We start from the raw sequence: 26,632 nt of genomic DNA, 5'->3' as shown, positions 1-26,632 counted from the left end.
CCGAAGGAGCCCTGCCGATGATCCGCATCCTGATTGCAATCCTGATCGCCACCCTGCCGCTCACAGCCCATGCCCAGGACCGCCGCCCGTCCCATTGCATCGCTGTCGCGGAGGCTGCACCCGGGCTCGAATACCTCCACAAAGCCAGCTGGCAGGCGCCGGTGCCCGAATATTCGGTGCGCATCAGCTACATTGCCCATGCCTCCTTCCTGATCCAGACCCGAGGCGGGCTCAATGCGGTGACGGATTTCACGGGCTTCATCGGCAATACCACGATGATCCCGGACGTGGTCACCATGAACCACGCCCATTCCACCCACTGGACGGCCAATCCCGATCCTGCGATCCCGCATGTCCTGCCCGGCTGGGGCGAGACCCATGGCGCGGGCATCAACCACCGCCTCGATCTGGGTGAGATGCTGGTGCGCAATGTCTCCACCGATATCCGCAGCGAATTCGGCGGGCGCGAGGAGAACGGGAATTCGATCTTCGTCTTCGAGGTCGAGGGGCTTTGCATCGGGCACCTCGGCCACCTGCATCACGAACCGAATGACGCACAATACGCGGCTCTCGGGCGGCTCGACGTGGTGATGGTGCCGGTGGATGGCGGCTACACCATGGCCCGCACCAACATGATCAACGTGCTGGAGCGCCTGAAAAGCCGCGTCATCATCCCGATGCACTGGTTCTCGGGCTATGCGCTGGAAGCCTTTCTCGAGGAGATTTCCACCACCTTCGCCGTGGAACGCACCGGGCAGAGTCACCTTGAAGTCTCGCTTGCCACCCTGCCCGACCGGCCCACGGTCACGATCCTCGAGCCGCGCTGGCTGCGCGATCCGGACTGAGCCGCGAGGCGTCACATCCCCTTCGTCAAAAACTTATGCCAGGGGCCAGCCGGAAGCGGCACCAATCGGTGCCGCTGACATGACATGCCGCGTTCGGCCCCGGGCCGGACGCGCCCGCCGGATCAGCGCCCCCCTTTTGCCATGGCGCCCAGTACTCTATCTCAAGGCGGAACCTTGCCGCGACCGGAGCCGCCCTTGTCCCTCGCCTCAGCCGACCAAAGCTTCCTCTGCGCGCTTGCCGCGCAACTGCCGGAAGATACGATCCGCCCTGCCGATGCACGCTTCCACGAGGAGCCGCGCGGGCGCTGGCGCGGCGCGGCCTCCCATGTCGCCCTGCCCCGCACGACAAGCGAGGTCGCGACCATCGTCGCTCATGCCCACGCGGCCCGCGTTCCGCTCGTGCCTTACGGCGGCGGCACCGGGCTCGTCGGCGGGCAGATCGCCCCCGAAGGCGGCGCGGTACCGCTTCTCGTGAGCCTGGAGCGGATGAGCGCCATCCGGGCCGTTCACCCGGACGAAAACGTACTGATCGCCGAGGCCGGCGCGATCCTGCTCGACGTGCAGAATGCCGCGCGCGAGGCGAACCGCCTGTTCCCCCTCTCGCTCGCCTCCGAAGGCTCCGCCCGGATCGGCGGGCTTCTTGGCACCAATGCGGGCGGTGTGAACGTGTTGCGCTACGGCAATGCCCGGGATCTCTGCCTCGGGCTCGAGGCGGTGATGCCTGACGGCACGGTCTGGAACGGGCTTCGGCGCCTGAGGAAGGACAATACCGGCTACGATCTGCGCAACCTTCTGATCGGTGCGGAGGGCACGCTCGGCATCATCACCGCCGCCGTGCTCAAGCTTTCCCCGATCCCCGCGCGCACCGGCACGGCACTTCTGGTGGTCGACAGCCCCCGCGCCGCTCTGGATCTGCTGGCCCGCGCACGCGACAGGCTGGGCGACGGCATTTCCGCCTTCGAGCTAATGAGCGGAACGGGCTACGACTTCCTGCGCGAGACCATTCCCGAGCTGAGGCAACCCTTCGAGGCGTCGCCCGACTGGTCCGTCCTGATCGAGGTCGGCCTGCCCGAGGGGCTCGACCCCGCGGAGGCGCTGGAGGCGGTCTTTGCCGATGCGCTCGAGGCGGGGCTCGTCTCCGACGGGCTCATCGCGCAATCGGACAGCCAGCGGCAGGATTTCTGGGCGATCCGCGAACGCATCCCCGAGGCCAACCGCCATATCGGCGCGATCTCAAGCCACGACATCTCCGTTCCGATCTCGGAGATCCCCGATTTCATCCCCGAAGGCATCGCCCGTCTGAAGGAGATCGGCGCGTTCCGCGTCAACTGCTTCGGGCATCTGGGCGACGGCAATCTGCATTACAACGTCTTCCCGATGCCGGGCCGCAACCGCGACGAGCACGAGAACAGCCGCGACGCCATCAAGCGCGTCATCCATGACCTGGTGCATGAAATGGGTGGATCGGTCAGTGCCGAGCACGGGATCGGGCGGCTGAAGGTGGCCGATCTGGAACGCTACCAGGATCCCGCGAAGCTCGCGGCCATGCGCGCGATCAAGTCAGCACTCGATCCGCAGGGCATCATGAATCCCGGCGCCGTGCTGCGCATGCCCGACTAGGAGGCTGCGCGCTCAGCTTCCCGGCGAGACATGGAAGACGCAGCCATCCGAGATCATCATCGGCGGCGTCTTGCACAAGGCCCGCGCGACCTCGAACGCGGCCAACACCTTGGGCACGTAATCGCGCGTCTCGGCGAAAGGCGGCACGCCGCCCGCATTGGCCACGGCTGTCTGCCCGGCATTGTAGCCCGCCAGCACAAGCACCGGATCGCCGCCATAGGCCCGCATCAACGCATCGAGAAAGGCGATCCCGCCCTTGATGTTCTCATCGGGATCGAAACTGTCCGCGACACCCAGCTTGGCGGCGGTATCCGGCATCAACTGCATCAGCCCCTCGGCCCCGACCCGGCTGACCGCATCGGGCTTTCCGCCCGACTCGATTGCCAGAACCGCCAGCGCAAGTGCGGGCGAGACCTCCGTACCGACAGAATGGCGCAGAAGTGCCGAGCCGTAGCGCGTGGCGATTTCCTGCAGGTTCTGAACGCGCGGCGCCGTGACCCGCGCGCCCCCCGGCCCGCCCTTCAGCGCTGATAATGCGGGCTCGAGCCGTCCGGGCCCCGTTCCGCTATCCGCGCTCGCGGCCACGGATTGCCAGAACCAGCCATACCGCCCCTCTGGAGCGGCCTTGTCCGATGGGGCGGACGCCATGCCGGATGTTGCAGGCGCGCCGGGCTCCGCGCTCTGGCCGGGCGGCGGCATCACGGCGGGATTGGCGCGCGGCGCGATCTGCACCGTCACACGCTTCTTGGTGCCGGGCTTCGGTGGCTTCACGAAGCGCGCGGAGAAATCGGAATTGGCCTCTGCAGGCCCGACGACAGGCACCGCAAACAGGAACGCCGCGCAAAGCGCGCAGGATCGCGTGAAGGACATGGAACTGCTCTTTTCGTTTTTTGTTGCGTGGATCATCGCACGAAACGTGAAAATCCCCAAGATCGGGCTCAAACATCGGCGATTTCGCCAGATTGTCGTGCCCCAGAAGCCGCCAAAAAACAAAGTTAACGTTTTTTATTATTTTAAATCATGAGGTTGCAAGATTTTTCGCAGATTCCATGCAGGATGCGGAAATCGATCCATTGCGGTCAAAATCGTGCCCCAATCCGGGGTCTATATAGCGTCATACCGCAACGGAGACGGGGATTGAGAGACCCCGACAAACTCCGGACCGGTGGAAACGAGAGCAAACTGAACCTTACGGAGAATACCCATGCTTAACTTCATCAAAACCTTCCGCAACGACGAAGACGGCGCTGTCACGGTTGACTGGGTCGTGCTGACCGCAGCTGTTGTCGGCCTCGCAGTCGCAGCCTACTCCACCATCGAGACCAACTCGAAGGCCCTGATCGGCGCCGCAGCAACCGCTGTGTCCGGCGAGAACGACGGCTTCAAGAAAGAGTAATCAGATCTCGTGATCTGAGCGGGAAGGTTTCTGACCGCAGAATAGTGAGGGCGCGCCGGCCAGTCCGCTGGCGCGCTCTTTCCGTGTGACGCATGCGAAAACGCACGAGGGCCGTGAAACGAGCCCCTCCCCGTCGACGGATGGAAAGAGGTTTGCCCGCATACCAGAATGGAAACGCGGGCATGAGAATGGTCCGGACCAGATCCGGTGCAGGAGGATGGAGCGGCCTATGCCCTTTTCCAAGTTCGAGTTTACCCGATTTTTCCACGCCGAAGACGGCGCGGTCACGGTCGATTGGGTGGTCCTGACCGCCGGGATCATCGGCCTGTGCCTGATCGCCTACAGCACGATCGAACGAGAAAGCGTCGCGCTGTCCAAGGCGGCGGGAACCGCGGTGAACGGCCGCATTGCCGAATTGCCGGAGTAAGGCTGACGCGAACCCCACGGCGTTTGTCAAAGACTGGTCACAGACCGTCCCGCTTTTCGCCATTGTTTCCTGTCAGGCTTCAGACAGATCGACAGACCGCCACAATCCCGTAAGCGGTCGAGCAATGAATTGAGGTATCCCCATGCGTCTGCTGTTCGGACTTGTCCTGATCGCGGGGCTCGGCCTGGCCGGTTTCGCGGTATACATGGCTCAGAATTATATCGGCGCCTACGAGACCGCGCTTCAGGAAGAGCGCGCCAAGCAGGTGCAGGCGGTCGAGACGACCATGGTCTACGTGGCGACCAAGCCCCTGTCTTACGGCCAGGCCATCACGGAAGAGGACATCTCCCTCGTGCCCTGGCCCGTGCCCGCGCTGCCCGAAAAATACTTCACCGAGGAAGAGCCCCTGCTCGTCGCGGGCGAACAGCCCCGCGTGGCCCTGCGCCAGATCGAGCCCTTCGAGGTTCTGATGGGCGTCAAGGTGTCCGAGCCCGGCGGCGATGTCGGCCTGACCTCACGCCTCAAGCCGGGCTTGCGCGCCTTCGCGGTCAAGGTCGACGTGGCCTCGGGCGTGTCCGGTTTCCTGCGTCCCGGCGACCGCGTGGATGTCTACTGGACCGGCCGCATCGGATCACGCGACCCGTCGCTGCCGCAAGGCGAAGTCACCAAGCTCATTCAGACCGGCGTCGAGTTGATCGCCATCGACCAGACCGCAAATGTCGACACGACCAGCGCCACCATCGCGCGGACCGTGACCGTCGCGGCCACCCCGCAGCAGATTGCAGCGCTGGCCCAGGCCCAGTCGACCGGCGATCTGACCCTGTCGCTTCTGGCCAATAACGACACGACGGTTGCGGAAGCCATCGAGGTCGATCAGCGCTCGCTTCTCGGGCTCGAGAAGGAGGAGCAGACCCAGATGCAAAAGGCGCGCGAAGTCTGCACGATCAAGACGCGCAAGGGCTCCGAGGTTGTGGACCTGCCGATCCCCTGCACCAACTGAGCACCGGCTAAATCACGGTTTGGCAAAGGCGTCCTTCGGGGCGCCTTTCGCTGTTTTGGAGCGTTTTTGTCACGGCTGTTGCCCGTAACCCACATGAACTTCACGGCTGAAGGCATTGATTCTTGCAAAAATTCCAAATCTCGCGCAGGCTTTGACCAAATGCAGGCAGAAGACCTGCACCTGAGGCGTGATCGGAAAGGCAGGTCACATGAAATTCGACGGTATTCTGCGGGCGGCCCTCCTTGGGTCCGTCCTTGGCTTTGCACCCATCGCGACCCCGGTCGCCGAAGCGCAAGACCTCCGCATCGTGCGCGGAAACGTGGGCTCGCAACTCAGCGTGGCCATCAACCGCGCGCTCGTGGTTGAAAGCGATATCCCCTTCGCGGAGATTTCCATCGCGAACCCGGCCATTGCCGACATCTCCTCGCTCTCCGACCGGTCGATCTATGTTCTGGGCCGCGCGCCCGGCACGACGACCATGTCGATCTTCGATGCCGAGGGCATGCTGATCGCCAATGTGGATGTACGCGTCGCGGCCGATATCAGCGAATTCAAGGAGCGGCTGCGGCAGATCCTGCCCGGTGAGCCCATCGAGGTGCGGACCGCCAATGACGGCATCGTGCTGTCGGGCACACTGTCTTCGATTCAGGCGCTTGATCGCGCCCTGAGCCTCGCGGAACGCTACGCGCCCGAGCGGGTATCGAACCTGATGCAGGTGGGCGGCGTCCAGCAGGTCATGCTGAAAGTGCGCTTTGCGGAGATGCAGCGTTCGGTGTCCAAGGCGCTGCGGTCCTCGCTGTCGATCGGTGGCGATCTTCTGGGCGGCGATGCGGGCCTCGTCTCCGAGACGGGCACTTGGCTCGATGGCAACACGTTGGGCGATCCGGTGGCCTTCGGGAACGACACGGAGGGCGGCGCGGTCATAGGCTTCGATGCGGGCGGCCTGGAAGTGGGCATTCTGCTCGAAGCGCTTGAATCCAAGGGCCTCGTGCGGATGCTGGCGGAGCCGAACCTGACCGCCCTGTCAGGACAGGAGGCCAGTTTCCTTGCAGGCGGCGAATATCCCGTGCCGGTTCAGGCCGAAGGCGATCAAATCTCCATTGAATTCAAGCCCTTCGGTGTGGAGCTCGATTTCATTCCGCGCGTGATCGACGGCGATCTGATCAATCTCGAACTCAAGACGGCGGTCTCATCGCTCGATTCGACCACGGGCATCGATCTGCAGGCCGTGCGCATCAACGGCTTCTCCCGGCGGGAAGCCTCGACCACGGTCGAGCTGCGCGACGGCGAAAGCTTCGCCATTGCGGGCCTTCTGCAGGACGATTTCCGCGATCTGAACGGTCAGGTGCCGTGGCTGGGCGACATTCCGGTCCTGGGCGCGCTGTTCCGCAGCGCCGAATATTCCCGCGAGCAATCCGAGCTTGTCATCATCGTGACCCCGCATCTCGTCACCCCCACACGGGGTGAGGCGCTGGCACTGCCGACGGACAAGGTCCGCCCGCCTTCCGAGCGGGACCTGTTCCTCTTCGGCAAAACGCAGGCGGGTGAACGGCGCAGGCCGAGTTCCGGTGCGGCGGGTGAGGTTGCCACGCAGGATTTCACCGGTTCCTATGGCTATGTGATGGATTGAGACAATGGGCATGACGGCGCACACGATCAGAACCGGCCTCCTCGCCATCGGCACGATGGGCATCCTGTCGGGCTGTGCCCACGAGGCGGGGAATTCGGCGGGCTATGCGTCGTTCCGTCCCGAAGCGGGCGCAATCCTCGATCCGGGAGACTTCGGCATGGCCACGGCCAACAACGTGGCGGTCATGTCCGGTGAGAAGCGCTACACCTTCGATCTGGCCCAGCGGTTCGCCTCCGAGGTGATGACGACCGTCAATTTCGCCTTCAATTCGGCGCAGCTTGACAGCGGCGCGCGCGATACCCTGCGCGAACAGGCCGCCTGGATTCGTCAATTCCCCGAAGTGCGCTTCCGGGTCTACGGACATACCGATCTTGTGGGCGACGACGCCTACAACAAGCGTCTGGGCCTCGCCCGTGCGCGCGCGGCGGTGCATTTCCTCTCGACGCAGGGCATCAGCCTCGAGCGGCTGGAAGCCGTTGTTTCCTATGGCGAAACCCAACCGCTGATCGTCACCCAGGGCCGCGAGCGGCGCAATCGCCGCACCGTGACCGAAGTGTCCGGCTTCGTGTCGTCGCACCAGAACGTGCTCGACGGCAAGTATGCGCAGATCATCTACCGCGAATACGTCCAGTCGGCCCAGGCCGAAAGCAGCGTGGGCGGCGGCGATGGTGGCGCAGCGATCACCATTCCGGGCGGCTAATCCTTACCGTCTGCGAATACCGTACAATTACGGTTTTTTCGTCCAAATGTTGCCGCCTTTGACTGCAACTTTCTCACCATAGCGACAGGACCGTCTGGCCGATTGGCCCCTCGGTTCCTGCATCGGTCGGGGTGAGAAAGCGCATGAAGACTGCGTCCTGCCTCCGTTCGGTGCGAGACAGGCAAAGGACGTAAAGCTTATGAGTACGGTGACAAACGCAGACGCAGTTGCAGAAGCCGCGCCGATTGTGGCCTGCACGATCAGCCGCGACGTACAGATATTCGACCTCCTGATCGAGGACATGGAATCGCTTCTGGGCGAAGCCTGGGGGGATCTGGGCTTTGCTGAAGCGCTGGCCTTCCTCGGCCAACCGGAAGCCGACAGCCTCGATTTCGTCGCTCTGGCCATCGATGACACCGACGAGGACAATGCCGATCAGCTGATGGCGATCATCACCACTGCGAAAGCGCGCGGCGTCAAGACCGTGCTGATCGCGGAGGATGTGAGCCCCGCCACGCTGCACCGGCTCCTGAAGAACGGCGCCGATGAATTCGTGCCCTACCCGCTGCCAGAGGGCGAGCTTGCCGCCGCGGTGGAACGCATCAAGAGGCCCCCTGCCCCGCAGCTTGTCGCGGAAAGCGAGGGCCGGGAGTCGCAAGCGCGTCTGAAATCCGATGGCGACGGCGTGCTTCTGGCCGTGCAGGGCATGGCAGGCGGCGTCGGCACCACCACCTTTGCGGTGAACCTCGCCTGGGAGCTGGCCAATGTCGAGAAGGACAAGGACAAGGCGCCGCGCGTCTGCCTTCTGGATCTCGGTCTGCAATTCGGGTCGGCCGCGACCTATCTCGACCTGCCGCGCAAGGAAACGATCGTGGAGCTTCTGGCCGATATCGGCACGCTCGATCAGGACACCTTCGCGCAGGCGCTGCAAAGCTTCGAGGACCGGATCGACGTCTTCACCGCGCCGTCGGATCTCTTGCCGCTCGACATGATCACCCAGGAAGATGTGAGCCTGCTGCTGGGGCTCGCGCGCGAACATTTCGACTACATCGTCGTCGACATGCCGTCCGCGATCACCCAATGGTCCGAAACCGTGCTGCAGGCCGCGCAGGTCTATTTCGCGATGATCGAGCTCGACATGCGCTCGGCCCAGAACACGCTGCGGCTGAAGCGGGCGCTGCAATCCGAGGATCTGCCCTTCGACAAGCTGCGCTTCGTGCTGAACCGCGCGCCGAAATTCACCGACCTGCAAGGCAAGAGCCGCGCCAAGCGGATGGCCGAAAGCCTCGATATCGGCATGGACCTGTTCATGCCCGATGGCGGTCGGCCGATTGCGCAAGCCTGCGATCACGGTCTGCCCATCGCGCTGCAGGCCGCGAAGAACCCGCTGCGCAAGGAAATCGCAAAGCTGGCCCAGTCTCTGCATGAGATCGGTCAATCCGACGCTGTTGCCGCTTAAGGAGCTGCTTGAAGATGTTTTCACGCTACAAAAAGTCCGGCGCCACGACCGCCGCCCCGGCCCCCGCGCCTGCTCCGGCCGCCGAGAAAGCCGCAGCCCCGGTCGAGAAACCCGTCTCGATGCGGAAGGTAAAGCCGCAAAGCCCCGCGCGTCCCGTCGCGGGCGACAAGGAGAAAAAGCGCAAGGAGCGGCTGGGCGAGATCAAGCTCGAGCTGCACCGCGCGCTTCTGGACAACCTGAACCTCGCCGCCCTCGATCAGGCGAGCGAGGCCGATCTGCGCGCCGAAATCCAGGCCATCACCGCGGAATCGCTGCAGGAAAAGTCCATCGTCCTGAACCGCGAAGAGCGGCTGCAGCTCAACCAGGAGCTTTACGACGAGGTGAAGGGGCTCGGCCCGCTCGAGGCGCTTCTGAAAGACGACACCGTCTCGGATATCCTGGTGAACGGCCCGCAGCAGATCTTCATCGAACAGAACGGCAAGCTGTCGCTGTCGGACATCACCTTCAAGGATGAACGCCACCTGATGCGGATCATCGACAAGATCGTGTCCGCCGTGGGCCGCCGGGTCGATGAATCCAATCCCTACGTCGACGCCCGTCTGCAGGACGGCTCGCGTTTCAACGCGATGGTTCCGCCCATTGCCATCGATGGCAGCCTCGTCTCCATTCGTAAGTTCAAGAAGGACAAGCTCGGCATCGACGATCTTGTGGCCTTCGGCGCCTTCTCCGAGGAGATGGCCGTTTATTTGCAGGCCGCTGTCGCCACCCGCCTCAACGTCATCGTCTCGGGCGGTACGGGTTCGGGCAAGACCACCACGCTCAACGCGCTCAGCTCCTTCATCGATGACAGTGAGCGCATCCTGACCATCGAGGATACGGCCGAACTTCAGCTTCAGCAGACCCATGTGGGCCGGATGGAAAGCCGACCGCCCAACGTGGAAGGCAAAGGCGCCGTCACGCCGCGCGATTGTCTGAAGAACGCGCTTCGTATGCGTCCCGACCGCATCATCGTCGGCGAGACGCGGGGCGAGGAAGTGATCGACATGCTGCAGGCCATGAACACGGGCCATGACGGCTCCATGACCACGATCCACGCCAACTCCGCCCGCGACGGTGTCGCCCGTCTGGAGAACATGATCGCCATGGCGGGCATCGAGATGCCGCTGAAGGCGATGCGGAGCCAGATCTCCTCGGCTGTGAACCTGATCGTGCAGGCCAGCCGCCTGCAGGACGGCTCGCGCCGGATGACGTCGATCACCGAAGTGACCGGCATGGAAGGCGAGGTGATCTCCATGCAGGAGCTCTTCCGCTTCCAGCGCGTCGGCCTGACACCTGACAACAAGATCCTCGGCCATTTCACCGCGACCGGGGTTCGCAGCCATTATTCAGAACGCTTCAAGATGTGGGGATATGATCTGCCGCCCTCCATCTACGAGCCGTTCCGGGGGGACTGATCCATGCTGAACGCAGAATTCATTATCTACGGCGCGATCTTCGTGGGCGTTCTCGCCCTCGTCGAAGGCGTCTACCTCGTTGCCTTCGGCAAATCGATCAGCCTCAACAGCCGGGTGAACCGGCGGTTGCAGATGCTCGACAAGGGCGCACGCCGCGACGAGGTTCTGGCCAAGCTCCGCAAGGAGATGGACCAGCATCTCGATAACCGGGGCGTGCCGCTCTACTCGATGCTGGCCGACCGGGCGCAGAAGGCGGCCATCGCCTTCACGCCCAACCAGTTGATCATGCTGATGGTCGCCGTGTCCGTCATCGCCTTTCTGGGCCTGTCGATCACGACCGAGGCAGGTCTGCCGATCCGGATCGCCATGGGCATCGGTTTCGGTGTGGGCGGCGTGTTCTTCTGGGTGAACTCGAAGGCCAAGAAGCGCCTTGCGATGATCGAGGAGCAGCTGCCCGACGCGGTCGAGCTGATGGTCCGGTCGCTCCGGGTGGGTCATCCGTTCTCCTCGGCGATTTCCATCGTCTCGAAGGAGATCCAGGACCCGCTGGCCACGGAATTCGGCGTCATCGCGGACGAAAGCGCCTACGGCCGCGATATCGGCGAGGCGCTGAAGCACATGGCCGAACGCCTCGACATGCAGGATTTGCGCTTCCTCGCCGTGGCGGTGTCGATCCAGCAGCAATCGGGCGGTAACCTCGCGGAGATCCTCGAAGGTCTGGCCAAGGTGATCCGCGCGCGCTTCCGTCTCTTCCGCCGGGTGAAGGCGATCACGGCGGAAGCCCAATGGTCGGGCAAGTTCCTGTCGGGCTTCCCGGTCATGGCGCTGATCTTCATCCAGGTCACCAAGCCCGACTACTACGACAACGTGCTGGACCACCCGTGGTTCATCCCGGCCTGTTTCATCGTCGCCATCTTCCTTGCGCTGAACCTTTTCATCATGCGCATGCTCGTGAACATCAAGGTCTGAGGAAACCATCATGGACGCCATTGCCAATCTGAACGCCGTGATGACCGACCTGCTTGGACCGGCGGCACCGATGATCATTGCAGGCGGGCTTGGCCTGCTGCTGATCCTCGCCTCTATCCCCATCATGCTGGCGCAGAAGCCGGACCCGATGGAAAAGCTCAAGCAGATGGAGAAGCGCGGTCAGCAGGCCGAGACCAAGCAGATCCTCCGCGAGAAGGCGAAAAACGACAAGCTCAACAGGTATGCGCAATTCCTCGAACCACAGGACGAGGAAGAGCTGGGCTCGGCGCGGCTGAAACTGATGCAGGCGGGCTATGCCTCGAAGGAGGCGGTGCGCTTTTACTACTTCGCGCAATTCGCGCTGGGTCTCTTGGGGCTCGGGCTCGGCACGGCCTATTACACGCTGGCGCTTGGCGACAACGCCACCACCAAGGACATGGTGATGTATGTGCTGGGGCCCGGCGGTCTGGGCTATTACCTGCCGAAATACTGGGTCAACAAGCGCGCGGGCGAACGTCAGCAGCAGATCCAGGACGGTTTCCCGGATGCGCTCGACATGATGCTGGTCTGCGTCGAGGCGGGCCAGTCGATGGACCAGTCCATTGTCCGGATCGCCCGTGAATTGCGCCCCTCCTACCCGCAACTCGCCGACGAGTTCCAGATGGTCAGCTACGAGATGAAGGCCGGCAAGGACAAATCGAACGTCCTGAACGACATGTCGGAACGCTGCGGCGTGCAGGACGTGTCCTCCTTCGTGACCGTGCTGAACCAGTCGCAGACCTTCGGCACCTCGGTCGCCGACGCGCTCAGGGTCTATGCCGCCGAGATGCGCGACAAGCGCGTGATGCGCGCGGAAGAGAAGGCAAACAAGTTGCCCACGAAGATGACTTTGACCACAATGATGTTCACGGTGCCGCCGCTTTTGATCATCCTCGTGGGGCCTTCGGTGGTCGGCATCACCAACATGACCGGGAACTGACCAATATGCGCACGCCCCTCGCGGGATGCCTTCTGATACTTGCAATGCTGATGGCCGCCTGTTCACCGGGCGGCCTTGAGCTGCCGGAGGACCAGCTTTACGCGCCTGAAATCGACCCCGACGGCGAAGGCGTGGGCGGGCTTCTGGTGGGCCATCGCCTGATGGATGCCGATGAGCCCGAGCTCGCGCTCGACGCCTATACGCGCGCCGCGGCAGAGCTTGGACTGACCGTCGAGGTGCTGTCGGGTCTTGGATCGGCCAATCTTGCGCTGGGGCGTCTGAACCAGGCGGAGCGCCTGCTCCGACAGGCCGTGGACGAGGACGAGGCCAGCCCGGAGATGTGGAACAACCTGGGCGTTGTCCTGATGGAACAGGGCAAGGAGGCCGAGGCCGCCGCGACCTTCCGCAGGGCCTATGCGCTCGACAATGGCCAAAACGACTCAATCCGCGACAATCTTCGCTTGGCGCTCGCAAAAATTGAAAATAGCGTCTATGGTGAGGAACAAGAACAAGAATTTAAGCTCGTGCGACGCGGACAGGGGGATTTCCTGCTCACATCGACCGAGTAACGAGGCAGAAGCAGGACAAGGACGCAGCAAATGCGCCACTCCAGGATTTTTATCCTCTGCGCGGCAGGGGCATTCGGGCTATCCGCATGCGGAGATACCGCGAGCGAAGCGGAAACGGTCGACCGGAACTTCCAGGGCGTGAACGCCATCGACGGAACCGGGCTGAACGACGTGATGCTGACCGTGGCCGACCCGAACGAGGCCGTGGATTACTTCCGCAGGGCCCTGCAGGACGCACCCGACAACATCGAACATCGCCGGGGCCTCGCGAAATCGCTGATCCGCGCCAAGCGCGTGCCCGAAGGCGTGGCGGCCTGGTCCAAGGTCGTCGACCATGAAGACGTGGCCCACAAGGACAAGGTGGCGCTGGCCGATGCCCTGATCCGCTCGGGCGAATGGGACCGCGCCAAGGAGACGCTGAATGCGATCCCCCCCACCCATGAGACATTCGAGCGCTACAAGCTCGAAGCCATGGTGGCCGACGTGAACCAGGACTGGAAGAAGGCCGACAGCTTCTACGAGGTGGCCCTGGGCCTGACCACGCAACCCTCGAGCATCCTGAACAACTGGGGCTATTCCAAGCTCACGCGCGGGGAGCACAGCGCCGCAGAACGGCTGTTCACCGACGCGATCCGCCAGGACGAGTCGCTGTTCACCGCGAAGAACAACCTGATGCTGGCCCGCGCGGCGCGTGGCGACTACACGATCCCCGTGATCCCGATGACCCAGGTCGAACGGGCGCAGCTTCTGCACACGCTGGCCCTCGCCGCGATCAAGAAGGGCGATGTCGAGACCGGCAAGGCGCTTCTGCGCGACGCGATCGAGACCCATCCGCAGCATTTCGAGGCCGCAGCAACCAGCCTCGACGCGCTCGAAGGCTCGAATTAAGGCCGAAGGGGCGCGCACATGTCCATCGATGCCTCGGCCGCGCTGTGGTTCCTGCCCTTCGTCGTGCCGCTGTGCCTGTACACCTGCTACACCGACATGGCGCGGATGAAGATCACCAATCCCACGGTGATCGCCCTGTTCGTCGTCTTTGCGCTGGTCGGGCTGATCGCCCTGCCCTTCGAGACCTATCTCTGGCGCTACCTGCATCTGGTGGTGGTCCTGATCGCGGGCATCGCGCTCAATGCAGGGGGCGTCATGGGCGCAGGGGATGCGAAATTCGCCGCCGCCGCCGCACCCTTCATCCATCTCGGCGATCTGCGTTTGTTGCTGGTCCTGTTCACCGGCGTTCTGATCGCGGCTTTCGTGGCGCACCGCTTGGCCCGCGCGACGCCGCTCACACGCCTCGCGCCGGAATGGCAAAGCTGGCATTCGGGCTCGAAATTTCCCATGGGCCTCGCCCTCGGTGGGGCGCTGGCGCTCTATCTCGGGCTGGGCGTGCTCTACGGCGCCTGAGCCTTCTTGCCGGGGTGGCATTTCCCCGGAAAACGCCAAGTCCTAGCCAAGCTCTCGCCATAAAGAATTGGTCCTCTCTGCCGCGTGGATACGGGCAAAGGACCGCTGGCAATGAACATGGAAACTTCGAACGTCATGGCACCTCCGCCGCCCAAGCGGCTGCAGGACATGCAATTGCCCATGGTCATGATGCGCGACATCGTGATCAAGACGATCTTCCGCAAGAATACCGGCAGCGCCAGCGAGCTTGCCAAGGCGGTCTGCCTGCCCGTCCCCATCACGCAGGAACTGATCGATTATGCCCGCGGGCAGAACCTTCTCGAGGCGATGGGCACGCGCTCCGAAGGTATCAGCACGGAGATGGGCTACCAGCTCACAGATAGCGGCAAGGCACGCGCGATGGATGCGCTGGCGCAGTCGGAATATTACGGCGCCATGCCGGTGCCCCTGCAGGTCTACCGCGAACAGGTGCAGCGCCAGTCGATCCGCAACATCCAGATCACGCGCCAGCAGCTGTCGAACGCGATGGGTCACCTGATCCTGCCGCCCCAGCTTCTGGGCAATCTGGGACCCGCCGTGACCTCGGGCCGCTCGATCCTGATGTACGGCCCCCCGGGCAACGGTAAATCCTCGATCTCGAACGGCATTCGCGACGCCATGGGCGACAAGATCTACGTCCCGCGCGCCATCGAATATGCAGGCTCCGTCATCACCGTCTACGACCCGATCGTGCATTCCAAGGCCACGGAGCAGGAAGACGATCCGACCCAGCTGCGCCGCCGGAACCTCTACGATTCGCGCTACGTGCTGTGCGAGCGGCCCACGGTGATCACCGGAGGCGAATTGTCTCTCGACATGCTGGATCTGGTCTACAACCCCACGGCACGGACCTACCAGGCGCCGCTGCAGCTCAAATCCACCGGCGGCATCTTCATCGTCGACGACCTTGGCCGTCAGGCCGAGCCGCCGCAGAAACTGGTCAACCGCTGGATCGTGCCTCTGGAGGAATCGAAGGACATCCTCGCCCTGCAATCGGGCGAGAAATTCGAGGTCCCCTTCGACACGCTGGTGATCTTCTCGACGAACTTCCACCCGAACGAGATCTTCGACCAGGCGGCCCTGCGCCGGATCTTCTTCAAGATCAAGATCGACGGGCCGAGCCAAGAGGATTTCCTGAAGATCTTCGCGCTGGTGGCCCGCAAGAAGCGGATGCAGCTTTGCGAGAAGAGCCTCGTGCACCTGCTGAAGACCAAGTATCCGACGATCAAGAATGTCTTTGCCAATTACCAGCCGGTCTTCCTCATCGATCAGATGATCTCGGTCTGCGATTTCGAAGGCCTGCCTTACAAGATGACTCCGGAACTGGTGGACCGCGCCTGGGCCAACATGTTCGTCAAGGACGAGGTGATCGTGAAATAAGGGCGGGTTGCGCTGTCAGGCTCCTGACACTTCGGGCGGTCGTGGCTCCGTCGGGCAGCGAGGGGGCTGTCTGCCCCACCGCCATTTCGCTTGGGAAATGGCGCGCCAAAAGAGCGAGGGGGCTGTCTGCCCCCTCGCGCTCCCCCGAGAGGTATTTTCGGTCCGGTCGTGACAGGGGGGCTGCGCTTTAACGGCGGCGTGGGACGCGCGGATGTCGAACGGTGGCTGCGCGTCGCGACAGCGCTTGCCGAGGAAGGCGCAGACGCGCGCAATTTCGGAAATTTCCCGCTTGACCCTCCTGCGGGGCTCTTCTAATCAACCGCCACTCTGGCGGAGTAGCTCAGTTGGTTAGAGCAGCGGAATCATAATCCGCGTGTCGGGGGTTCAAGTCCCTCCTCCGCTACCATCCCACCTCAGTGAACATTTGCACTAAAAACAACGCGTTTAGTCGAGTTTGCCGCTTAACCTTCGGTTAGGCCTATGGGGTGTGTAGATACCTTAATTGGCAAAACTCAGGCGTTTAGCGCAATACGAGGTGGAAACCGAATGGAAGCCAGCGGGTCGCGACTCACGCTCGAGAGCTGATGCGGTGCTGAAGTCCGCTTGGCGTCTGCTCGCCGACATCTCTGTCCAATGAAGAGCAGAGCCAAACGAGGGCGGCATCGCGCCGCCCCCTGAACCATGATCGCTTGTTGCTTGTTGCTTATTGGCTGTCACCAGCAGCAATACATCACCGCGTCAAACAACATGCCGCCCAATAGTCTCGTTGCGGTCGTATCCAGCAGTACCAAGTTCGCGCCACGCTGGGCTGATTGGGCCCTGATTTGGTTTATTGCACGGTCCTGAGCGTACTTGTTCGACCCGACCTGCGGGATCAACCCAATCTCGCGAGGATTCGCGCAGGTAGGACCTGAGGCGAACGAAACCCGAACCTGTTCCGGTGCAATTGGCGGATAACTTGGGCCGGTCTGCATGACCGGTTCGGTTCATCCGGCTAGGACAGACACACCTGCGACGAAGACGATGAGTTTCTTCGACAAAACCTTCGAAAGAATTGAATGTTTCCCTCGTCTAGGAGTGGATTGGTCTCAACTGCGGCGTGAGATTGATGTTGGATTGACCAGCGCCGTCGATGCAGCGGCTTCGTGGAATTAATCATCGCTATCTTCGGCGGACGGTCCGCCGCCAAGACCCACGTTCAAGCGCGCGTCTGGTGGCGCAAGTCATCGGCCGACTTGGCGCGCTCATCGCTCTGACGGCAGAGAACCTCTAACGCCTTCGGCCTTGCCCAGACTACCAGTCTTGTCCGCGCCTCCGTGACGCAACCCGTGCCCATCTCGGGCAGCCTGCGCGAGGAGGTTGCTTCGGGGATGCCAAGGCGCGTGCGGAGGCTCTGTCCATCAAACATCGACCATGCGCCACCGACGGGGCGTAACCCGATGCGGCGTCAAACGTGCCAGCCCGTCGGCCGCAAGCTCTCTTTGTGAATGGTACCGCCGAACTCTATGTTTAGCATTCGCAGACCCCACCACGAGAGCCGACATTCATGATCGTTGAACTTGCAATACTCGCCTGCCTGATCCTGCTGAACGGCGCGCTGGCGATGTCGGAGCTTGCGATCGTGTCCGCGCGGCCCGGACGCCTGAAGGTGCGCGGAGACAGGGGGTCGCTTCAGGCGCTCAGGCTGGCGGAGGATCCGGGCCGGTTTTTATCCACGGTGCAGATCGGCATCACCCTCGTCGGTGTCTTGTCCGGCGCTTTTTCCGGCGCGACGCTGGGACTGCGGGTATCCACCGCGCTTGAAGGGCTCGGCGCTCCGCCCGCCTTGGCCCAGCCATTCGGCGTCGGCTCCGTCGTGATGGTCGTCACCTATCTGTCGCTGGTGATTGGCGAACTGGTCCCGAAACAGATCGCCCTGTCGAACCCCGAAGGCATTGCCGCGCGTGTGGCGCCGGCCATGGTGCTGCTGTCGAAGGTCGCAGCCCCTCTCGTCTGGATCCTCGACAAATCGGGCAAGCTCATGCTCAGGATCCTGGGCCAGGATCGCAGTCGGCAACATCGGGTCAGCGATGAAGAGATTCACCTGCTGATCTCCGAGGCAGAAAGTGCGGGCGTCATCGAGAAGGGCGAAACGGCCATGATCGAAGGCGTGATGCGGATCGCGGATCGCACGGCGAAGGGGCTGATGACACCGCGGCTCGAGGTGGCCATCGCCGATATCGACGAGTCGCTCGACGACATTCTGGAGCGTTTCAGAACCTCGGGCCGGTCGCGTCTGCCGCTCCGCGATGGCGGGCCGGACGACATCATCGGCATCCTGCACAGCAGGGATATGCTTCTTGCGGACAGGGCGACCTTCGATCCACGCCGCCTGATGATGAATGCGCCCGTCATCCACGATGCCCTTCCGGCGATGGAGGTGGTGGACCGCCTGCGCGCATCGCCCGAGCACATGCTGCTCGTCTATGACGAATACGGGCATTTCGAGGGGATCGTGACCGCGATGGATATCCTTGGCGCCATTGCCGGAGGGTTCGACGAGACCGAGGCCGATGAGCCGAAAATCGTGGAGCGCGATGATGGCTCCCTGCTGGTGGCAGGCTGGATGCCGATTGACGAGTTCGCCGACAGGCTGGAGATCGCGCTTCCCGACGATGGTGATTACGAAACGGTAGCCGGGCTGGTCCTGTTTCTCTTGGGCAAATTGCCGACTGTCGGGCAGAGCGTTCAGGCGCAGAACTGGCAGATCGAGGTTGTCGACATGGACGGTCGGCGGATCGACAAGGTGCTCGTGCAGCGGACGCAGACTGCGCCCGCCGCACGGATGTGATCAGGGCCAGATCGTGTAGACGTAGCCGACATACCCGGTCAGCAGGACGGCGCCTTCCCAGCGCGCGATCTTAAGCCCGGTCCAGGCGAACACGACGAGGGCCAGGGACACGGCAATCATCACGAGGTTGTCGAAGGTGACGATCTCGACAGGGACAGCGCCGGGCGCGATCAGCGCCGTGAAGCCGCCAATCCCGAGAATGTTGTAGACGTTGGAGCCGACGATGTTGCCGAACGCGACATCGCCCTGCTTGCGAAGGCCCGCGACGACCGAGGTCACAAGCTCCGGCATCGACGTACCGACTGCAACGATGGTGAGCCCGATCACGGTTTCCGAGATGCCGAGACCGCGTGCGAGCGAGACCGCGCCGTCGACGAGGAAACGCCCTCCGATCACGACGAGGATCAGGCCGCCAAGCGCGATCAGCACCGAAACAAGCAGGGTCTTCTTTGCCGCGGTGGGCGGCGCAAGGGCCGTGTCCGCCTCCTGAAGCGCGACGCTCTTGTCATAAACCGCGCCATGGTCGGCGGGTGCGGCACTCTTCTCCTGTCGGAACGCGAGGTAGATGTAGATGATGAGTGCCGCGACAAAGACGGCGCCCACGGCGCGTCCGAGCGGCATGAGTGCGGCGACAGCCGCGAAGACGATCGCAACCACCAGCATGACCATGCCATCGCGCTTCAGCGCATTGGACGCCACGACCATCGGGCTGATGAGCGCGGCGATCCCGACGATCAGCAGGATGTTGGCGATGTTGGAGCCCACGATATTGCCATAGGCGATGCCGGGCGCGTCCGAGAGCGCCGCCTGCACCGAGGTGACAAGCTCAGGCGTCGACGTCCCGAAACCCACGAGCGTCAGACCGATGACCAGCGGCGAGACACCCAGCCCGGTCGCGACCTGCACCGCGCCCCGGACCAGCAATTCGCCCCCCACGATCAGCAGGACAAATCCTCCGATCAGCGGCAGCCAGATTTCCAACACGATACGCTCCTTCTCTCATTCGGCGCCCCGAGCTGCGATCGACAGAGGCTCTGTCGAACTGCCAGCACAAGGGCTTTGGTCGCCTGAAGCGGCTCAGCGGCATAACTGGATTTAACCATTTATAAACCAATGACTTTTCAGAAAAACCCCCGGCGGAGCATTCCGTCGGGGGTCGTTCTGTCAAAGTCGGACCGGATCAATCCGACGCGGGTGCCACTTGTTCGGTGACCGGTGCCACCGCGTCGGAGGCCTCCGCTCCGAACCAGTCCACGCCGTATCCGAACGCCACGACCACGACGATCACGGCTGCGGCTGCGCCTGCCCAGACCAGCCAATTGGTCTGTTTCGGCGCATGTGTGTTCATCGCCATATCAGTGTTCCTGACATACCGGGTTAACATGCCCAGCGCGGGCGCGTTACTCGGCAGGCTCCACGATCACGCCCGACTCGAGGGCGGCGGAGAGTTCCGTCTCGTCCACCATGAAGTCGTCGCTTGTATCGATATCAGCGAAGAGCTCTTCGGTCAGGTCAGGGTAGGTCACCGTCATTTCGGTGAAGGAAACCAGGCTGTCGCCATCGGTGTCGATCTCCGACACGATAAGGGCGAAGGCCGGGGCCGCGAACAGAGCGACTACCATGGCACCAACTGCTGCACGACGCATGTCTGTGTTCTCCTATGGAGTGACATGGGAGGACCATCCTCCCAAGTCCTTCGCAAATCGGAGTGCGCATGGGGACTTTCAAGTACCCCGAGGCCTTGCCGACAAGAAATAGTTCACTCTCTATTTCCTGTTATATTGCAGCTACTTGCGCGGCACCCACTTGTGTCAGGGCGCGCCTGCCAGCCCCCTGAGGCGGCATCCGGGTATTGGAGCAGGCGGTCCCAGTGCCGCGGTCCATCCTCTCACGAAGCGGTTTCCGCATATTGCCCCCAAAACGTGCCGGAACGCCGACCGACAGGCAGCAAAATCCGCCTTTGAAGATTATTTTCGCGCGCCTCTCGCAAAGCGCTTTCGGCATGCACAGATCGCAGTATCGCCCGCTCGGGCCGGGGGTCTTTCCCCGCATAGCAAGGCCAAAAACATGACCGCCACTCTGCTTGTGGTCATCGGCGCTGTCGCCGTCGCACAAGCCTATATCACCATCTCCTTCGCCGCCGCCTATATCGAAGCGCGCTTTCTGCGCATCGCCCTGCCCGGCCGCCAGATCGACCCCGAAAAGATCGTGACCGTCGCCGTTCAGGCGACCGCCCTCATCTCGCTTATCGTCACGGCGGCACTTGCCGCCCTCCTCTGGACCTTCATTGAATGATGTACCTGACATCCGGCCTGATCGTGATCGCGGCCTATGCCGCCATGATCGCGATCTTCGGCTACCTGATTTTGACCAAGGACCCCGCCCCGGATGGCGAGGCAGAGCCCTATCCCCTCGACGCAGCCCCGGGTTTCGGCCTGAAATTGACGGGCTGCGTGGCCCTCGCCACCCTCGTGGCCACCTCCCTCGTGATGTGGCTCGACATGTAAGGGCGGGCGTCGCTGCGGCGCAAAGCGGCGCTTCGCCCGTTCCGTCGTGACGGCTCGGTTACGAAGTGGATGCCGCCCCGGAATAGAATTGCGGGCGCAGGAACACGATGCAAAGCGCACCGAGCCCCGTCAACGAGACCGCCAGCACCACGATCCACCCCACGAAGGGGATAAGCCCGATGGCGGCGATGATGATCGCGCCGACCGCAGCGGCGAGCGCACGCTCGATCCAGGCGCCCGGCGCGTCGCGCCCGATGAGCGCGAGCAATCCGACACCCAAGGCATAGGCGCCGACGATATACCCGCCATAGCCAAGCAGGACCGCCAGCAGGATCGAAAGCGGCGCGGCCAATAGCCCGATCAGCGTCATCGCGAGGACCACCGTCGCGCCAATCGCGGCAGATAGGGTCAGAAATCCGAACCAGAACGACCGCAGCGGGCGCTCGAGGAAGGTCGCCCGCATCCGGGACAGCCGCAGCGGGATAAGGGCTGCGAGGATCGCCGCCAGCACGGTCACCGTCGCAATCGTGGTGAAAAGCCCGCGCCAGATGGTCTCTCGCTTGAACCCGACGGAGGTCGGCGCATCCTCGGACCAGGCCTCGATGGACTTGCGGGTGATGCGGTCCTCGGGAACCGCGCTGTCGGGCACGGCAATCGCCGAAGGGTCGGCATGATAGACCGTCAGCGTGCCTGCGATCTGCGCTTCCGGCCCGAACTCGACCATGTCCGCGTTCACGGCAACGTCCCCGGCAATGGCGCTGTTGAGCGTGACCGATTGCGCCGCGATCACCGCAGCTCCCCCGATGGGACCATTGACCGAAACGGTTTGCCCGAAGGCGCGCAGGTTGCGCCCGATCTCGCCCAGCGTCACGGTTTGGCCCGCGACGGTCGCACTGCCGGTCACAGCTCCGTCCAAGGTCACGGTTTGCCCCACGGCATAGGCATTTCCGCCGACCGCATCCGAAATCGTGACGGTTTGCCCGGCCATATGTGCAGATCCGCTGATCGGTGTGGCAAGGCGCGTGTCCTGCGCCGCCAGAAAGACGTCCGTCGCAGTGCCTTCCGTCACCACAACAGAACTGCCCCCGCCATAGAGGTCTCCGCCCAGTTCCAGAAATCGGGTATCGTCCTGCGCTGCCGCGAGGCTCGGCAGCAAGAAAGCGAGGATCAGGAAAGACAGTCTTGGCATGGCAGCCTCCAATCGGGCGATGGCACGGGTTTTCCGGCGTGACGTTCTCCAGATGCTGGCCAGTTTTGAACGATCGTCGTGACGGCGACATGATTCAGGTCAATCCCGGGTTCACGGAGGTGGCGGGGGGCTTGCCCGTATTGCCCCGAAGCGTGGCGACGCATGTCGGTGAAATCGCAAAACCCACCCTGTCCGCGAACACGGAGACTCAACGCGGCGGCACGGCCTTAGACATCCGAGAATCGGCTGCCCCCGCGCTGTGGCTGGACCTGGGCGCAATGCTCTTTCATGATATGCCGGACAGCGTGATCCATGGCGTCGCGCACTTTGGCCACGCAATCCAGAAAGGGACATTCCCCATGGCCGATCCCGTCCCGGCGGACCCTCTTGCCGATCCTGCGGCGACGGCAGCGGCCCATCCCGATCTGCGGCATGCGCCTGCCTCCCTGCGAAACCGTGAGCCGATCCGGGAGGCGCTCTCCGACCTTCTGCCTTCGCGCCCCTGCACTGTGCTGGAGATTGCGTCAGGCACCGGCGAACACGCCCTTTGGATGGCCCGGTCCTATCCGCAGGTGACATGGCAGCCGAGCGAGACGACAGAGGACGGCCTCGCCACGATCGAGGCGTGGCGGGCGCTCTGCCCCGAGCTTGCGGCGCGGGTGCCGCCAGCGGTGGTCATCGATGCGGCCCGACCGCCCTGGCCCGGCGCCCCGGTGGATGCGATCTTCGTGGCCAACCTTACCCATATCTCGCCCTGGCCTGTGACGCTGGGCCTCATCGCGGGGGCGGCTGCGCAGATCGTGGCGGGCGGGCATCTTCTGATCTACGGGCCCTTCAACGAAGGCGGCGCCTTCACCGGCCCCGGCAATGCCGCCTTCGATGCGGATTTGCGCCTGCGGAACCCCTATTGGGGCCTGCGCGACCGCGAGGCCGTGGAGGCGGAAGCAACAGCGCGGGGCTTCATCGCCGACCCCCTGCGCCGGATGCCCGCCGACAATCGCTTGCTTGTCTTCCGCAAAGGCTGAGCAGGTCGGACGTTTTCGTGCCCATGCAGCGCAACGCTACCCGCCCGCGTTCAAGGCCGCTCGGGTTTCAGAAAACCGACCGTCAGCGCCGACGTCGCCACCATCGCTGCCGCCGCGCCCAACATCAGGGGCAATCCCCCTGCCTGGTAGGTCAGACCGGACAGGAGCGTGCCCGCAAGGCGCCCCGCGGCATTGGCCATGTAGTAAAAGCCCACATCCATCGTCACCCGCTCCGCCTTGGTGAATGAAAGGATGAGGTAGGAATGGAGCGACGAATTCACCGCAAAGATCGCTCCAAAGACAAGGAGCCCGGCCATAAGCGTCACGGTCAGCCACATCTGCGGCGCGCCCGCGACGATGGCTGCCGTTGCAAGGGCCGCGGGCACGGCGGCCAGCGCCCAGGCCCATCCCCGCGCGATACCGATGAGGTCGGCCTCGCTACGGGATGTGGCGCGCAGGATGCGCGGCGCATTGGCCTGAACCAGCCCGTACAGGATCACCCAAAGCGCCATGAACGTGCCGATCATGAAGAAGGCCGCGCGGTTTCCTTCCGTCGTGCCGTCGGACAGGACGGCGTAGAAATAGATCGGAATGCCGACGACGAACCACACGTCGCGCGCCCCGAAGAGGAAGACGCGCGCCGCGCTCAGCCAGTTCACATTCGCCGATTTCGAAAAGACCTCGGAGAATTTCGCGCCCTTGCGCCCCTTGGGCAGGCCCGGTGGCATCGCGAGCAGGACAGCGACCAGAATGATCGCGAGGATCGCGGCCATGCCGAGGACCGCCCAGACAAAGCCCATCGTGGCCAGCAACCCGGCGCCCAGCAGGAAGCCCAGCCCCTTGACCATGTTCTTCGAGCCCGTCAGCAGCGCCACCCAGCGGAAAAGCCCGCCATCTTCCGCCGGTGCCAGCAGTTTGACCGCGGATTTCGACGACATCTTGGCGAGATCCTTGGCCACGCCGCTCGCCCCTTGCACGAGCATGACGAAGACGACGGACAGACCGATGGCCCAATCGGGATCAAGCTGCGCCAGCGCCAGCAGGGCTGCCACCTGCAGGCCAAGCCCGGCATATAGCGTGGAGGTCAACCCAAACCGCGCCGCGATCCAGCCTGCGCAGAGATTGGTCACCACGCCCGCGATCTCGTAGAGCACGAAGAGATAGGCAAGCTGCACCGGGGAGAAGCCCAGCGTGTGAAAGTGCAAAAGCACCAGCATGCGCAGCGCGCCATCGGTCAGCATGAACGCCCAATAGGAGGCGGTGACCGCAATATAGGCGGACAGACCCTCGGGTCTTGCGGAGGTCTCGCTCACAGGCTGTCCCCGACCATGAAGGCCACATCGACGAGCCGGTGCGCATAGCCCATCTCGTTGTCGTACCAGGCGTAGATCTTCACCTGCGTGCCGTTGATGACCATGGTCGACGGCGCATCCACGATGCCCGAGCGCGTGTCGTTGGTGTAATCGGACGAGACGAGCGGCCGCTCCTCGTAACCCAGAATGCCCTTGAGCGGCCCTTCCGCGGCCGCTTTGAAGAGCGCATTGAGCTCTTCCGCCGTCGTCTCGCGCGCCACCTCGAAGACGCAATCGGTCAGGGAGCCGTTCAGGAGCGGCACGCGCACCGCATGGCCGTTCAGGCGCCCCTTGAGTTCGGGATAGATCAGCGTGATCGCCGTGGCGCTGCCGGTCGTCGTCGGGATCAGCGAATTGAGCGCCGACCGCGCCCGGCGCAGATCTTTCGCGGGGCGGTCCACGATGGTCTGCGTGTTGGTCACGTCATGGATCGTGGTGATGGAGCCATGCTCGATCCCGATCGCCTCGTGGACGACCTTCACCACGGGGGCGAGGCAGTTCGTCGTGCAACTGGCCGCCGTCACGATCCGGTGGCGGTCCGCGTCGTAGATGTCGTGATTGACCCCGTAGACGATATTGGCCGCATCCCCATCCTTGACCGGCGCGGAGACGACCACCTTCTTCACGCCCGCTTTGAGATAGGGCGCGATCTTCGCCTCGGTCTTGAAGACACCCGTGCAGTCGATCACCACATCGACCCCGTCGAGCGGCAGATCCGCAATGTCGCGCGCTCCGATGAAGGGCAGCCGCACGCCGTCGATCGTGACGCTGTCCGCATCATGGGCGAAATCCGCCTGCCAGCGCCCATGCACGGTGTCGAACTCGAACAGATGCGCATGCATCGCGGTATCGCCCACCGCGTCATTGATCCAGGCGATCTCCGCGCCGCGCTCGAGAAGCGGCTTCAGCGCGAGTTTTCCGATGCGGCCAAGGCCGTTCAGGGCATAGACGGTCATTCTGCGGGGCTTTCTTCGTTGGAATGCTGGCCGATCTCATCCACGGCCTTTTGCAGCGACATGCGGTCGAGCGACGCAATCGGCAGCGCGGTGAAGACCGACATGCGATTGTGAAGCGCGCCGTAGGTGCGGTGGAAGGCGAGGCTCTTTTCCGCGTCGGTCCCTTCGACCTTCACGGGGTCGGGCAGGCCCCAATGGGCGCTGATCGGCTGGCCGTGCCAGGCGGGGCAGTCCTCGTTCGCCGCCTGATTGCAGACGGTGAAGACGAAATCGAAGACCGGGGCGCCCTCGCCCTGGAACTCGGCCACGTTCTTGGACCGCAGATGGGACGTGTCGTGGCCCTTCTGCTCAAGCACCTCGAGCGCGAAGGGATTGAGCTCCGATCTGGGCTTCGTTCCGGCCGAATGGACCGTGAAGCGATCGCCCGCCATGTCGCGCAGGATGCATTCGGCAAAGATCGACCGGGCGGAATTGCCGGTGCAGATGAACAGGACGTTATAGGTACGGTCCGTCATGGCCGTGGCTCCATCTGAGGAAGTGAAGAGGTCCGGGGCGCAGACATCCGGGCGCCCCCGACAGCATTCGTTGATGAGATACCCGATGGTTTCGCGTGCCGCGCCAATATCGACGGCGTAGCGCAGGGAGGTCCCGACGCGCTCCTGCGTCACCAGACCCGCCTGCATCAGCGCGCCGATATAGCTCGACAGCGTGCTGGGCTTCAGCCCGAGCGCCCCTGCCAGTTCGGAGGCAGGCACGCGGTCGGGATACCGGCGCATCAGCAGGCGAAAGAGCGCCAGACGCTGCGGGTGGCCGAGGGTCGCGAGACGGGTGGGAATCACTTTTTCCATAATTCATGGATATTCGAATTAAACGCTGTGGCAAGTGAAGGTTTTGTGACGCTCCCC

Annotated in this window: 27 protein-coding genes and 1 tRNA gene; 20 read left to right on the top strand and 8 right to left on the bottom strand. The window is 63.4% G+C overall.

Annotated features, from left to right (window positions below; all coding sequences use genetic code 11):
• The first annotated feature begins 17 nt into the window (after positions 1 to 17).
• Together FIV09_RS03390 and FIV09_RS03385 are read left to right on the top strand one after the other, a co-directional pair.
• Complete coding sequence (locus FIV09_RS03390; RefSeq protein WP_152448670.1) at positions 18 to 845, top strand: MBL fold metallo-hydrolase; 828 nt, start codon at positions 18 to 20, stop codon at positions 843 to 845.
• Positions 846 to 1,040: 195 nt separating this feature from the next.
• Positions 1,041 to 2,465, top strand: a complete 1,425-nt coding sequence (locus FIV09_RS03385) for an FAD-binding oxidoreductase (protein WP_152448669.1) — start codon at positions 1,041 to 1,043, stop codon at positions 2,463 to 2,465.
• Positions 2,466 to 2,477: 12 nt separating this feature from the next.
• Here FIV09_RS03385 and FIV09_RS03380 read toward each other — a convergent pair whose 3' ends face one another.
• Positions 2,478 to 3,335 (bottom strand): lytic transglycosylase domain-containing protein, encoded by an 858-nt coding sequence (locus FIV09_RS03380; protein WP_152448668.1) that lies wholly within the window; start codon positions 3,333 to 3,335, stop codon positions 2,478 to 2,480.
• A gap of 334 nt (positions 3,336 to 3,669) precedes the next feature.
• On the opposite strand from FIV09_RS03380, the gene FIV09_RS03375 reads away from it, so the two are divergent.
• The 15 genes from FIV09_RS03375 (at position 3,670) to FIV09_RS03305 (ending at position 18,698) form a co-directional block, all read left to right on the top strand.
• Positions 3,670 to 3,861 (top strand): hypothetical protein, encoded by a 192-nt coding sequence (locus FIV09_RS03375; RefSeq protein ID WP_152448667.1) that lies wholly within the window; start codon positions 3,670 to 3,672, stop codon positions 3,859 to 3,861.
• A 229-nt stretch (positions 3,862 to 4,090) separates the two neighbouring features.
• Positions 4,091 to 4,288 (top strand): hypothetical protein, encoded by a 198-nt coding sequence (locus FIV09_RS03370; protein ID WP_152448666.1) that lies wholly within the window; start codon positions 4,091 to 4,093, stop codon positions 4,286 to 4,288.
• A gap of 142 nt (positions 4,289 to 4,430) precedes the next feature.
• A complete protein-coding gene (gene cpaB / locus FIV09_RS03365; RefSeq protein WP_152448665.1) occupies positions 4,431 to 5,288 on the top strand; it encodes a Flp pilus assembly protein CpaB in 858 nt (285 codons plus the stop codon).
• Positions 5,289 to 5,496: 208 nt separating this feature from the next.
• Positions 5,497 to 6,918, top strand: coding sequence for a type II and III secretion system protein family protein (locus tag FIV09_RS03360; RefSeq protein ID WP_152448664.1), 1,422 nt, complete (start codon positions 5,497 to 5,499; stop codon positions 6,916 to 6,918).
• A 4-nt stretch (positions 6,919 to 6,922) separates the two neighbouring features.
• Entirely contained in the window at positions 6,923 to 7,618 is a 696-nt protein-coding gene (locus FIV09_RS03355; protein ID WP_371417747.1) for an OmpA family protein, read from the top strand.
• A gap of 199 nt (positions 7,619 to 7,817) precedes the next feature.
• Entirely contained in the window at positions 7,818 to 9,077 is a 1,260-nt protein-coding gene (locus FIV09_RS03350; RefSeq protein ID WP_152448663.1) for an AAA family ATPase, read from the top strand.
• Between the two features lie 14 nt (positions 9,078 to 9,091).
• Positions 9,092 to 10,531, top strand: a complete 1,440-nt coding sequence (locus FIV09_RS03345; RefSeq protein WP_152448662.1) for a CpaF family protein — start codon at positions 9,092 to 9,094, stop codon at positions 10,529 to 10,531.
• 3 nt (positions 10,532 to 10,534) lie between these two features.
• Entirely contained in the window at positions 10,535 to 11,500 is a 966-nt protein-coding gene (locus FIV09_RS03340) for a type II secretion system F family protein (RefSeq protein WP_152448661.1), read from the top strand.
• A 10-nt stretch (positions 11,501 to 11,510) separates the two neighbouring features.
• Complete coding sequence (locus FIV09_RS03335) at positions 11,511 to 12,479, top strand: type II secretion system F family protein (RefSeq protein WP_152448660.1); 969 nt, start codon at positions 11,511 to 11,513, stop codon at positions 12,477 to 12,479.
• A gap of 5 nt (positions 12,480 to 12,484) precedes the next feature.
• Positions 12,485 to 13,048, top strand: a complete 564-nt coding sequence (locus FIV09_RS03330) for a tetratricopeptide repeat protein (RefSeq protein WP_152448659.1) — start codon at positions 12,485 to 12,487, stop codon at positions 13,046 to 13,048.
• A 30-nt stretch (positions 13,049 to 13,078) separates the two neighbouring features.
• Complete coding sequence (locus FIV09_RS03325) at positions 13,079 to 13,936, top strand: lipopolysaccharide assembly protein LapB (protein WP_152448658.1); 858 nt, start codon at positions 13,079 to 13,081, stop codon at positions 13,934 to 13,936.
• A gap of 18 nt (positions 13,937 to 13,954) precedes the next feature.
• Positions 13,955 to 14,449, top strand: coding sequence for a prepilin peptidase (locus tag FIV09_RS03320; RefSeq protein ID WP_152448657.1), 495 nt, complete (start codon positions 13,955 to 13,957; stop codon positions 14,447 to 14,449).
• Positions 14,450 to 14,560: 111 nt separating this feature from the next.
• On the top strand, positions 14,561 to 15,868 hold the full coding sequence (locus tag FIV09_RS03315) for an ATPase (protein WP_152448656.1): 1,308 nt from the start codon (positions 14,561 to 14,563) through the stop codon (positions 15,866 to 15,868).
• 329 nt (positions 15,869 to 16,197) lie between these two features.
• Positions 16,198 to 16,274: transfer RNA gene (locus FIV09_RS03310), tRNA-Met, on the top strand.
• 1,140 nt (positions 16,275 to 17,414) lie between these two features.
• Positions 17,415 to 18,698, top strand: a complete 1,284-nt coding sequence (locus FIV09_RS03305) for a hemolysin family protein (RefSeq protein ID WP_152448655.1) — start codon at positions 17,415 to 17,417, stop codon at positions 18,696 to 18,698.
• On the opposite strand, the gene FIV09_RS03300 is transcribed toward FIV09_RS03305, so the two are convergent.
• The 3 genes from FIV09_RS03300 to FIV09_RS03295 all read right to left on the bottom strand — a co-directional run bounded on the left by FIV09_RS03300 (position 18,699) and on the right by FIV09_RS03295 (position 20,344).
• Entirely contained in the window at positions 18,699 to 19,682 is a 984-nt protein-coding gene (locus FIV09_RS03300) for a calcium/sodium antiporter (RefSeq protein ID WP_152448654.1), read from the bottom strand.
• Between the two features lie 196 nt (positions 19,683 to 19,878).
• On the bottom strand, positions 19,879 to 20,052 hold the full coding sequence (locus FIV09_RS20310) for a hypothetical protein (RefSeq protein ID WP_172975615.1): 174 nt from the start codon (positions 20,050 to 20,052) through the stop codon (positions 19,879 to 19,881).
• A gap of 46 nt (positions 20,053 to 20,098) precedes the next feature.
• Positions 20,099 to 20,344, bottom strand: coding sequence for a hypothetical protein (locus FIV09_RS03295; RefSeq protein WP_152448653.1), 246 nt, complete (start codon positions 20,342 to 20,344; stop codon positions 20,099 to 20,101).
• Between the two features lie 421 nt (positions 20,345 to 20,765).
• On the opposite strand from FIV09_RS03295, the gene FIV09_RS03290 reads away from it, so the two are divergent.
• Both FIV09_RS03290 and FIV09_RS03285 read left to right on the top strand, forming a co-directional pair.
• Entirely contained in the window at positions 20,766 to 20,993 is a 228-nt protein-coding gene (locus FIV09_RS03290) for a hypothetical protein (protein ID WP_152448652.1), read from the top strand.
• Complete coding sequence (locus FIV09_RS03285) at positions 20,990 to 21,205, top strand: hypothetical protein (RefSeq protein ID WP_152448651.1); 216 nt, start codon at positions 20,990 to 20,992, stop codon at positions 21,203 to 21,205. Before FIV09_RS03290 ends, FIV09_RS03285 begins: the two co-directional genes overlap by 4 nt.
• Before the next feature lie 58 nt (positions 21,206 to 21,263).
• Here the strand turns inward: FIV09_RS03285 and FIV09_RS03280 are convergent, their stop codons facing one another.
• Positions 21,264 to 22,394: a hypothetical protein gene (locus FIV09_RS03280; protein ID WP_152448650.1), complete on the bottom strand. Its 1,131-nt coding sequence runs from the start codon at positions 22,392 to 22,394 to the stop codon at positions 21,264 to 21,266.
• A 359-nt stretch (positions 22,395 to 22,753) separates the two neighbouring features.
• On the opposite strand from FIV09_RS03280, the gene FIV09_RS03275 reads away from it, so the two are divergent.
• A complete protein-coding gene (locus tag FIV09_RS03275) occupies positions 22,754 to 23,419 on the top strand; it encodes a DUF938 domain-containing protein (protein ID WP_152448649.1) in 666 nt (221 codons plus the stop codon).
• 50 nt (positions 23,420 to 23,469) lie between these two features.
• On the opposite strand, the gene arsJ is transcribed toward FIV09_RS03275, so the two are convergent.
• From arsJ to FIV09_RS03260, 3 genes are all read right to left on the bottom strand, one after another.
• Positions 23,470 to 24,660, bottom strand: coding sequence for an organoarsenical effux MFS transporter ArsJ (gene arsJ, locus FIV09_RS03270; protein WP_371417766.1), 1,191 nt, complete (start codon positions 24,658 to 24,660; stop codon positions 23,470 to 23,472).
• A 68-nt stretch (positions 24,661 to 24,728) separates the two neighbouring features.
• Positions 24,729 to 25,727, bottom strand: coding sequence for an ArsJ-associated glyceraldehyde-3-phosphate dehydrogenase (locus FIV09_RS03265; protein ID WP_152448647.1), 999 nt, complete (start codon positions 25,725 to 25,727; stop codon positions 24,729 to 24,731).
• Positions 25,724 to 26,575 carry a helix-turn-helix domain-containing protein gene (locus tag FIV09_RS03260; RefSeq protein ID WP_152448646.1) on the bottom strand — a complete coding sequence of 284 codons (852 nt, stop codon included), beginning with the start codon at positions 26,573 to 26,575 and terminating at the stop codon, positions 25,724 to 25,726. Before FIV09_RS03260 ends, FIV09_RS03265 begins: the two co-directional genes overlap by 4 nt.
• Positions 26,576 to 26,632 lie beyond the last annotated feature (57 nt).

It is taken from the genome of Roseivivax sp. THAF197b, from assembly GCF_009363255.1.
Lineage (GTDB): Bacteria > Pseudomonadota > Alphaproteobacteria > Rhodobacterales > Rhodobacteraceae > Roseivivax.
The sequence above is the reverse complement of the archived record's forward strand: the minus strand, read 5'-3'. Positions and strand labels throughout refer to the sequence as shown.

What these genes read in the sequence shown, in the direction of transcription:
- FIV09_RS03260 (WP_152448646.1), bottom strand. Translation starts at nt 26,575, where the DNA reads ATGGAAAAAGTGATTCCCACCCGTCTCGCGACCCTCGGCCACCCGCAG.
- cpaB (WP_152448665.1), top strand. Translation starts at nt 4,431, where the DNA reads ATGCGTCTGCTGTTCGGACTTGTCCTGATCGCGGGGCTCGGCCTGGCC.
- FIV09_RS03320 (WP_152448657.1), top strand. Translation starts at nt 13,955, where the DNA reads ATGTCCATCGATGCCTCGGCCGCGCTGTGGTTCCTGCCCTTCGTCGTG.
- FIV09_RS03360 (WP_152448664.1), top strand. Translation starts at nt 5,497, where the DNA reads ATGAAATTCGACGGTATTCTGCGGGCGGCCCTCCTTGGGTCCGTCCTT.
- FIV09_RS20310 (WP_172975615.1), bottom strand. Translation starts at nt 20,052, where the DNA reads ATGGCGATGAACACACATGCGCCGAAACAGACCAATTGGCTGGTCTGG.
- FIV09_RS03380 (WP_152448668.1), bottom strand. Translation starts at nt 3,335, where the DNA reads ATGTCCTTCACGCGATCCTGCGCGCTTTGCGCGGCGTTCCTGTTTGCG.
- FIV09_RS03340 (WP_152448661.1), top strand. Translation starts at nt 10,535, where the DNA reads ATGCTGAACGCAGAATTCATTATCTACGGCGCGATCTTCGTGGGCGTT.
- FIV09_RS03315 (WP_152448656.1), top strand. Translation starts at nt 14,561, where the DNA reads ATGAACATGGAAACTTCGAACGTCATGGCACCTCCGCCGCCCAAGCGG.
- FIV09_RS03305 (WP_152448655.1), top strand. Translation starts at nt 17,415, where the DNA reads ATGATCGTTGAACTTGCAATACTCGCCTGCCTGATCCTGCTGAACGGC.
- arsJ (WP_371417766.1), bottom strand. Translation starts at nt 24,660, where the DNA reads ATGCTGACCGATGGCGCGCTGCGCATGCTGGTGCTTTTGCACTTTCAC.
- FIV09_RS03285 (WP_152448651.1), top strand. Translation starts at nt 20,990, where the DNA reads ATGATGTACCTGACATCCGGCCTGATCGTGATCGCGGCCTATGCCGCC.
- FIV09_RS03280 (WP_152448650.1), bottom strand. Translation starts at nt 22,394, where the DNA reads ATGCCAAGACTGTCTTTCCTGATCCTCGCTTTCTTGCTGCCGAGCCTC.
- FIV09_RS03325 (WP_152448658.1), top strand. Translation starts at nt 13,079, where the DNA reads ATGCGCCACTCCAGGATTTTTATCCTCTGCGCGGCAGGGGCATTCGGG.
- FIV09_RS03370 (WP_152448666.1), top strand. Translation starts at nt 4,091, where the DNA reads ATGCCCTTTTCCAAGTTCGAGTTTACCCGATTTTTCCACGCCGAAGAC.
- FIV09_RS03390 (WP_152448670.1), top strand. Translation starts at nt 18, where the DNA reads ATGATCCGCATCCTGATTGCAATCCTGATCGCCACCCTGCCGCTCACA.
- FIV09_RS03350 (WP_152448663.1), top strand. Translation starts at nt 7,818, where the DNA reads ATGAGTACGGTGACAAACGCAGACGCAGTTGCAGAAGCCGCGCCGATT.
- FIV09_RS03275 (WP_152448649.1), top strand. Translation starts at nt 22,754, where the DNA reads ATGGCCGATCCCGTCCCGGCGGACCCTCTTGCCGATCCTGCGGCGACG.
- FIV09_RS03290 (WP_152448652.1), top strand. Translation starts at nt 20,766, where the DNA reads ATGACCGCCACTCTGCTTGTGGTCATCGGCGCTGTCGCCGTCGCACAA.
- FIV09_RS03375 (WP_152448667.1), top strand. Translation starts at nt 3,670, where the DNA reads ATGCTTAACTTCATCAAAACCTTCCGCAACGACGAAGACGGCGCTGTC.
- FIV09_RS03355 (WP_371417747.1), top strand. Translation starts at nt 6,923, where the DNA reads ATGGGCATGACGGCGCACACGATCAGAACCGGCCTCCTCGCCATCGGC.
- FIV09_RS03295 (WP_152448653.1), bottom strand. Translation starts at nt 20,344, where the DNA reads ATGCGTCGTGCAGCAGTTGGTGCCATGGTAGTCGCTCTGTTCGCGGCC.
- FIV09_RS03265 (WP_152448647.1), bottom strand. Translation starts at nt 25,727, where the DNA reads ATGACCGTCTATGCCCTGAACGGCCTTGGCCGCATCGGAAAACTCGCG.
- FIV09_RS03345 (WP_152448662.1), top strand. Translation starts at nt 9,092, where the DNA reads ATGTTTTCACGCTACAAAAAGTCCGGCGCCACGACCGCCGCCCCGGCC.
- FIV09_RS03335 (WP_152448660.1), top strand. Translation starts at nt 11,511, where the DNA reads ATGGACGCCATTGCCAATCTGAACGCCGTGATGACCGACCTGCTTGGA.
- FIV09_RS03330 (WP_152448659.1), top strand. Translation starts at nt 12,485, where the DNA reads ATGCGCACGCCCCTCGCGGGATGCCTTCTGATACTTGCAATGCTGATG.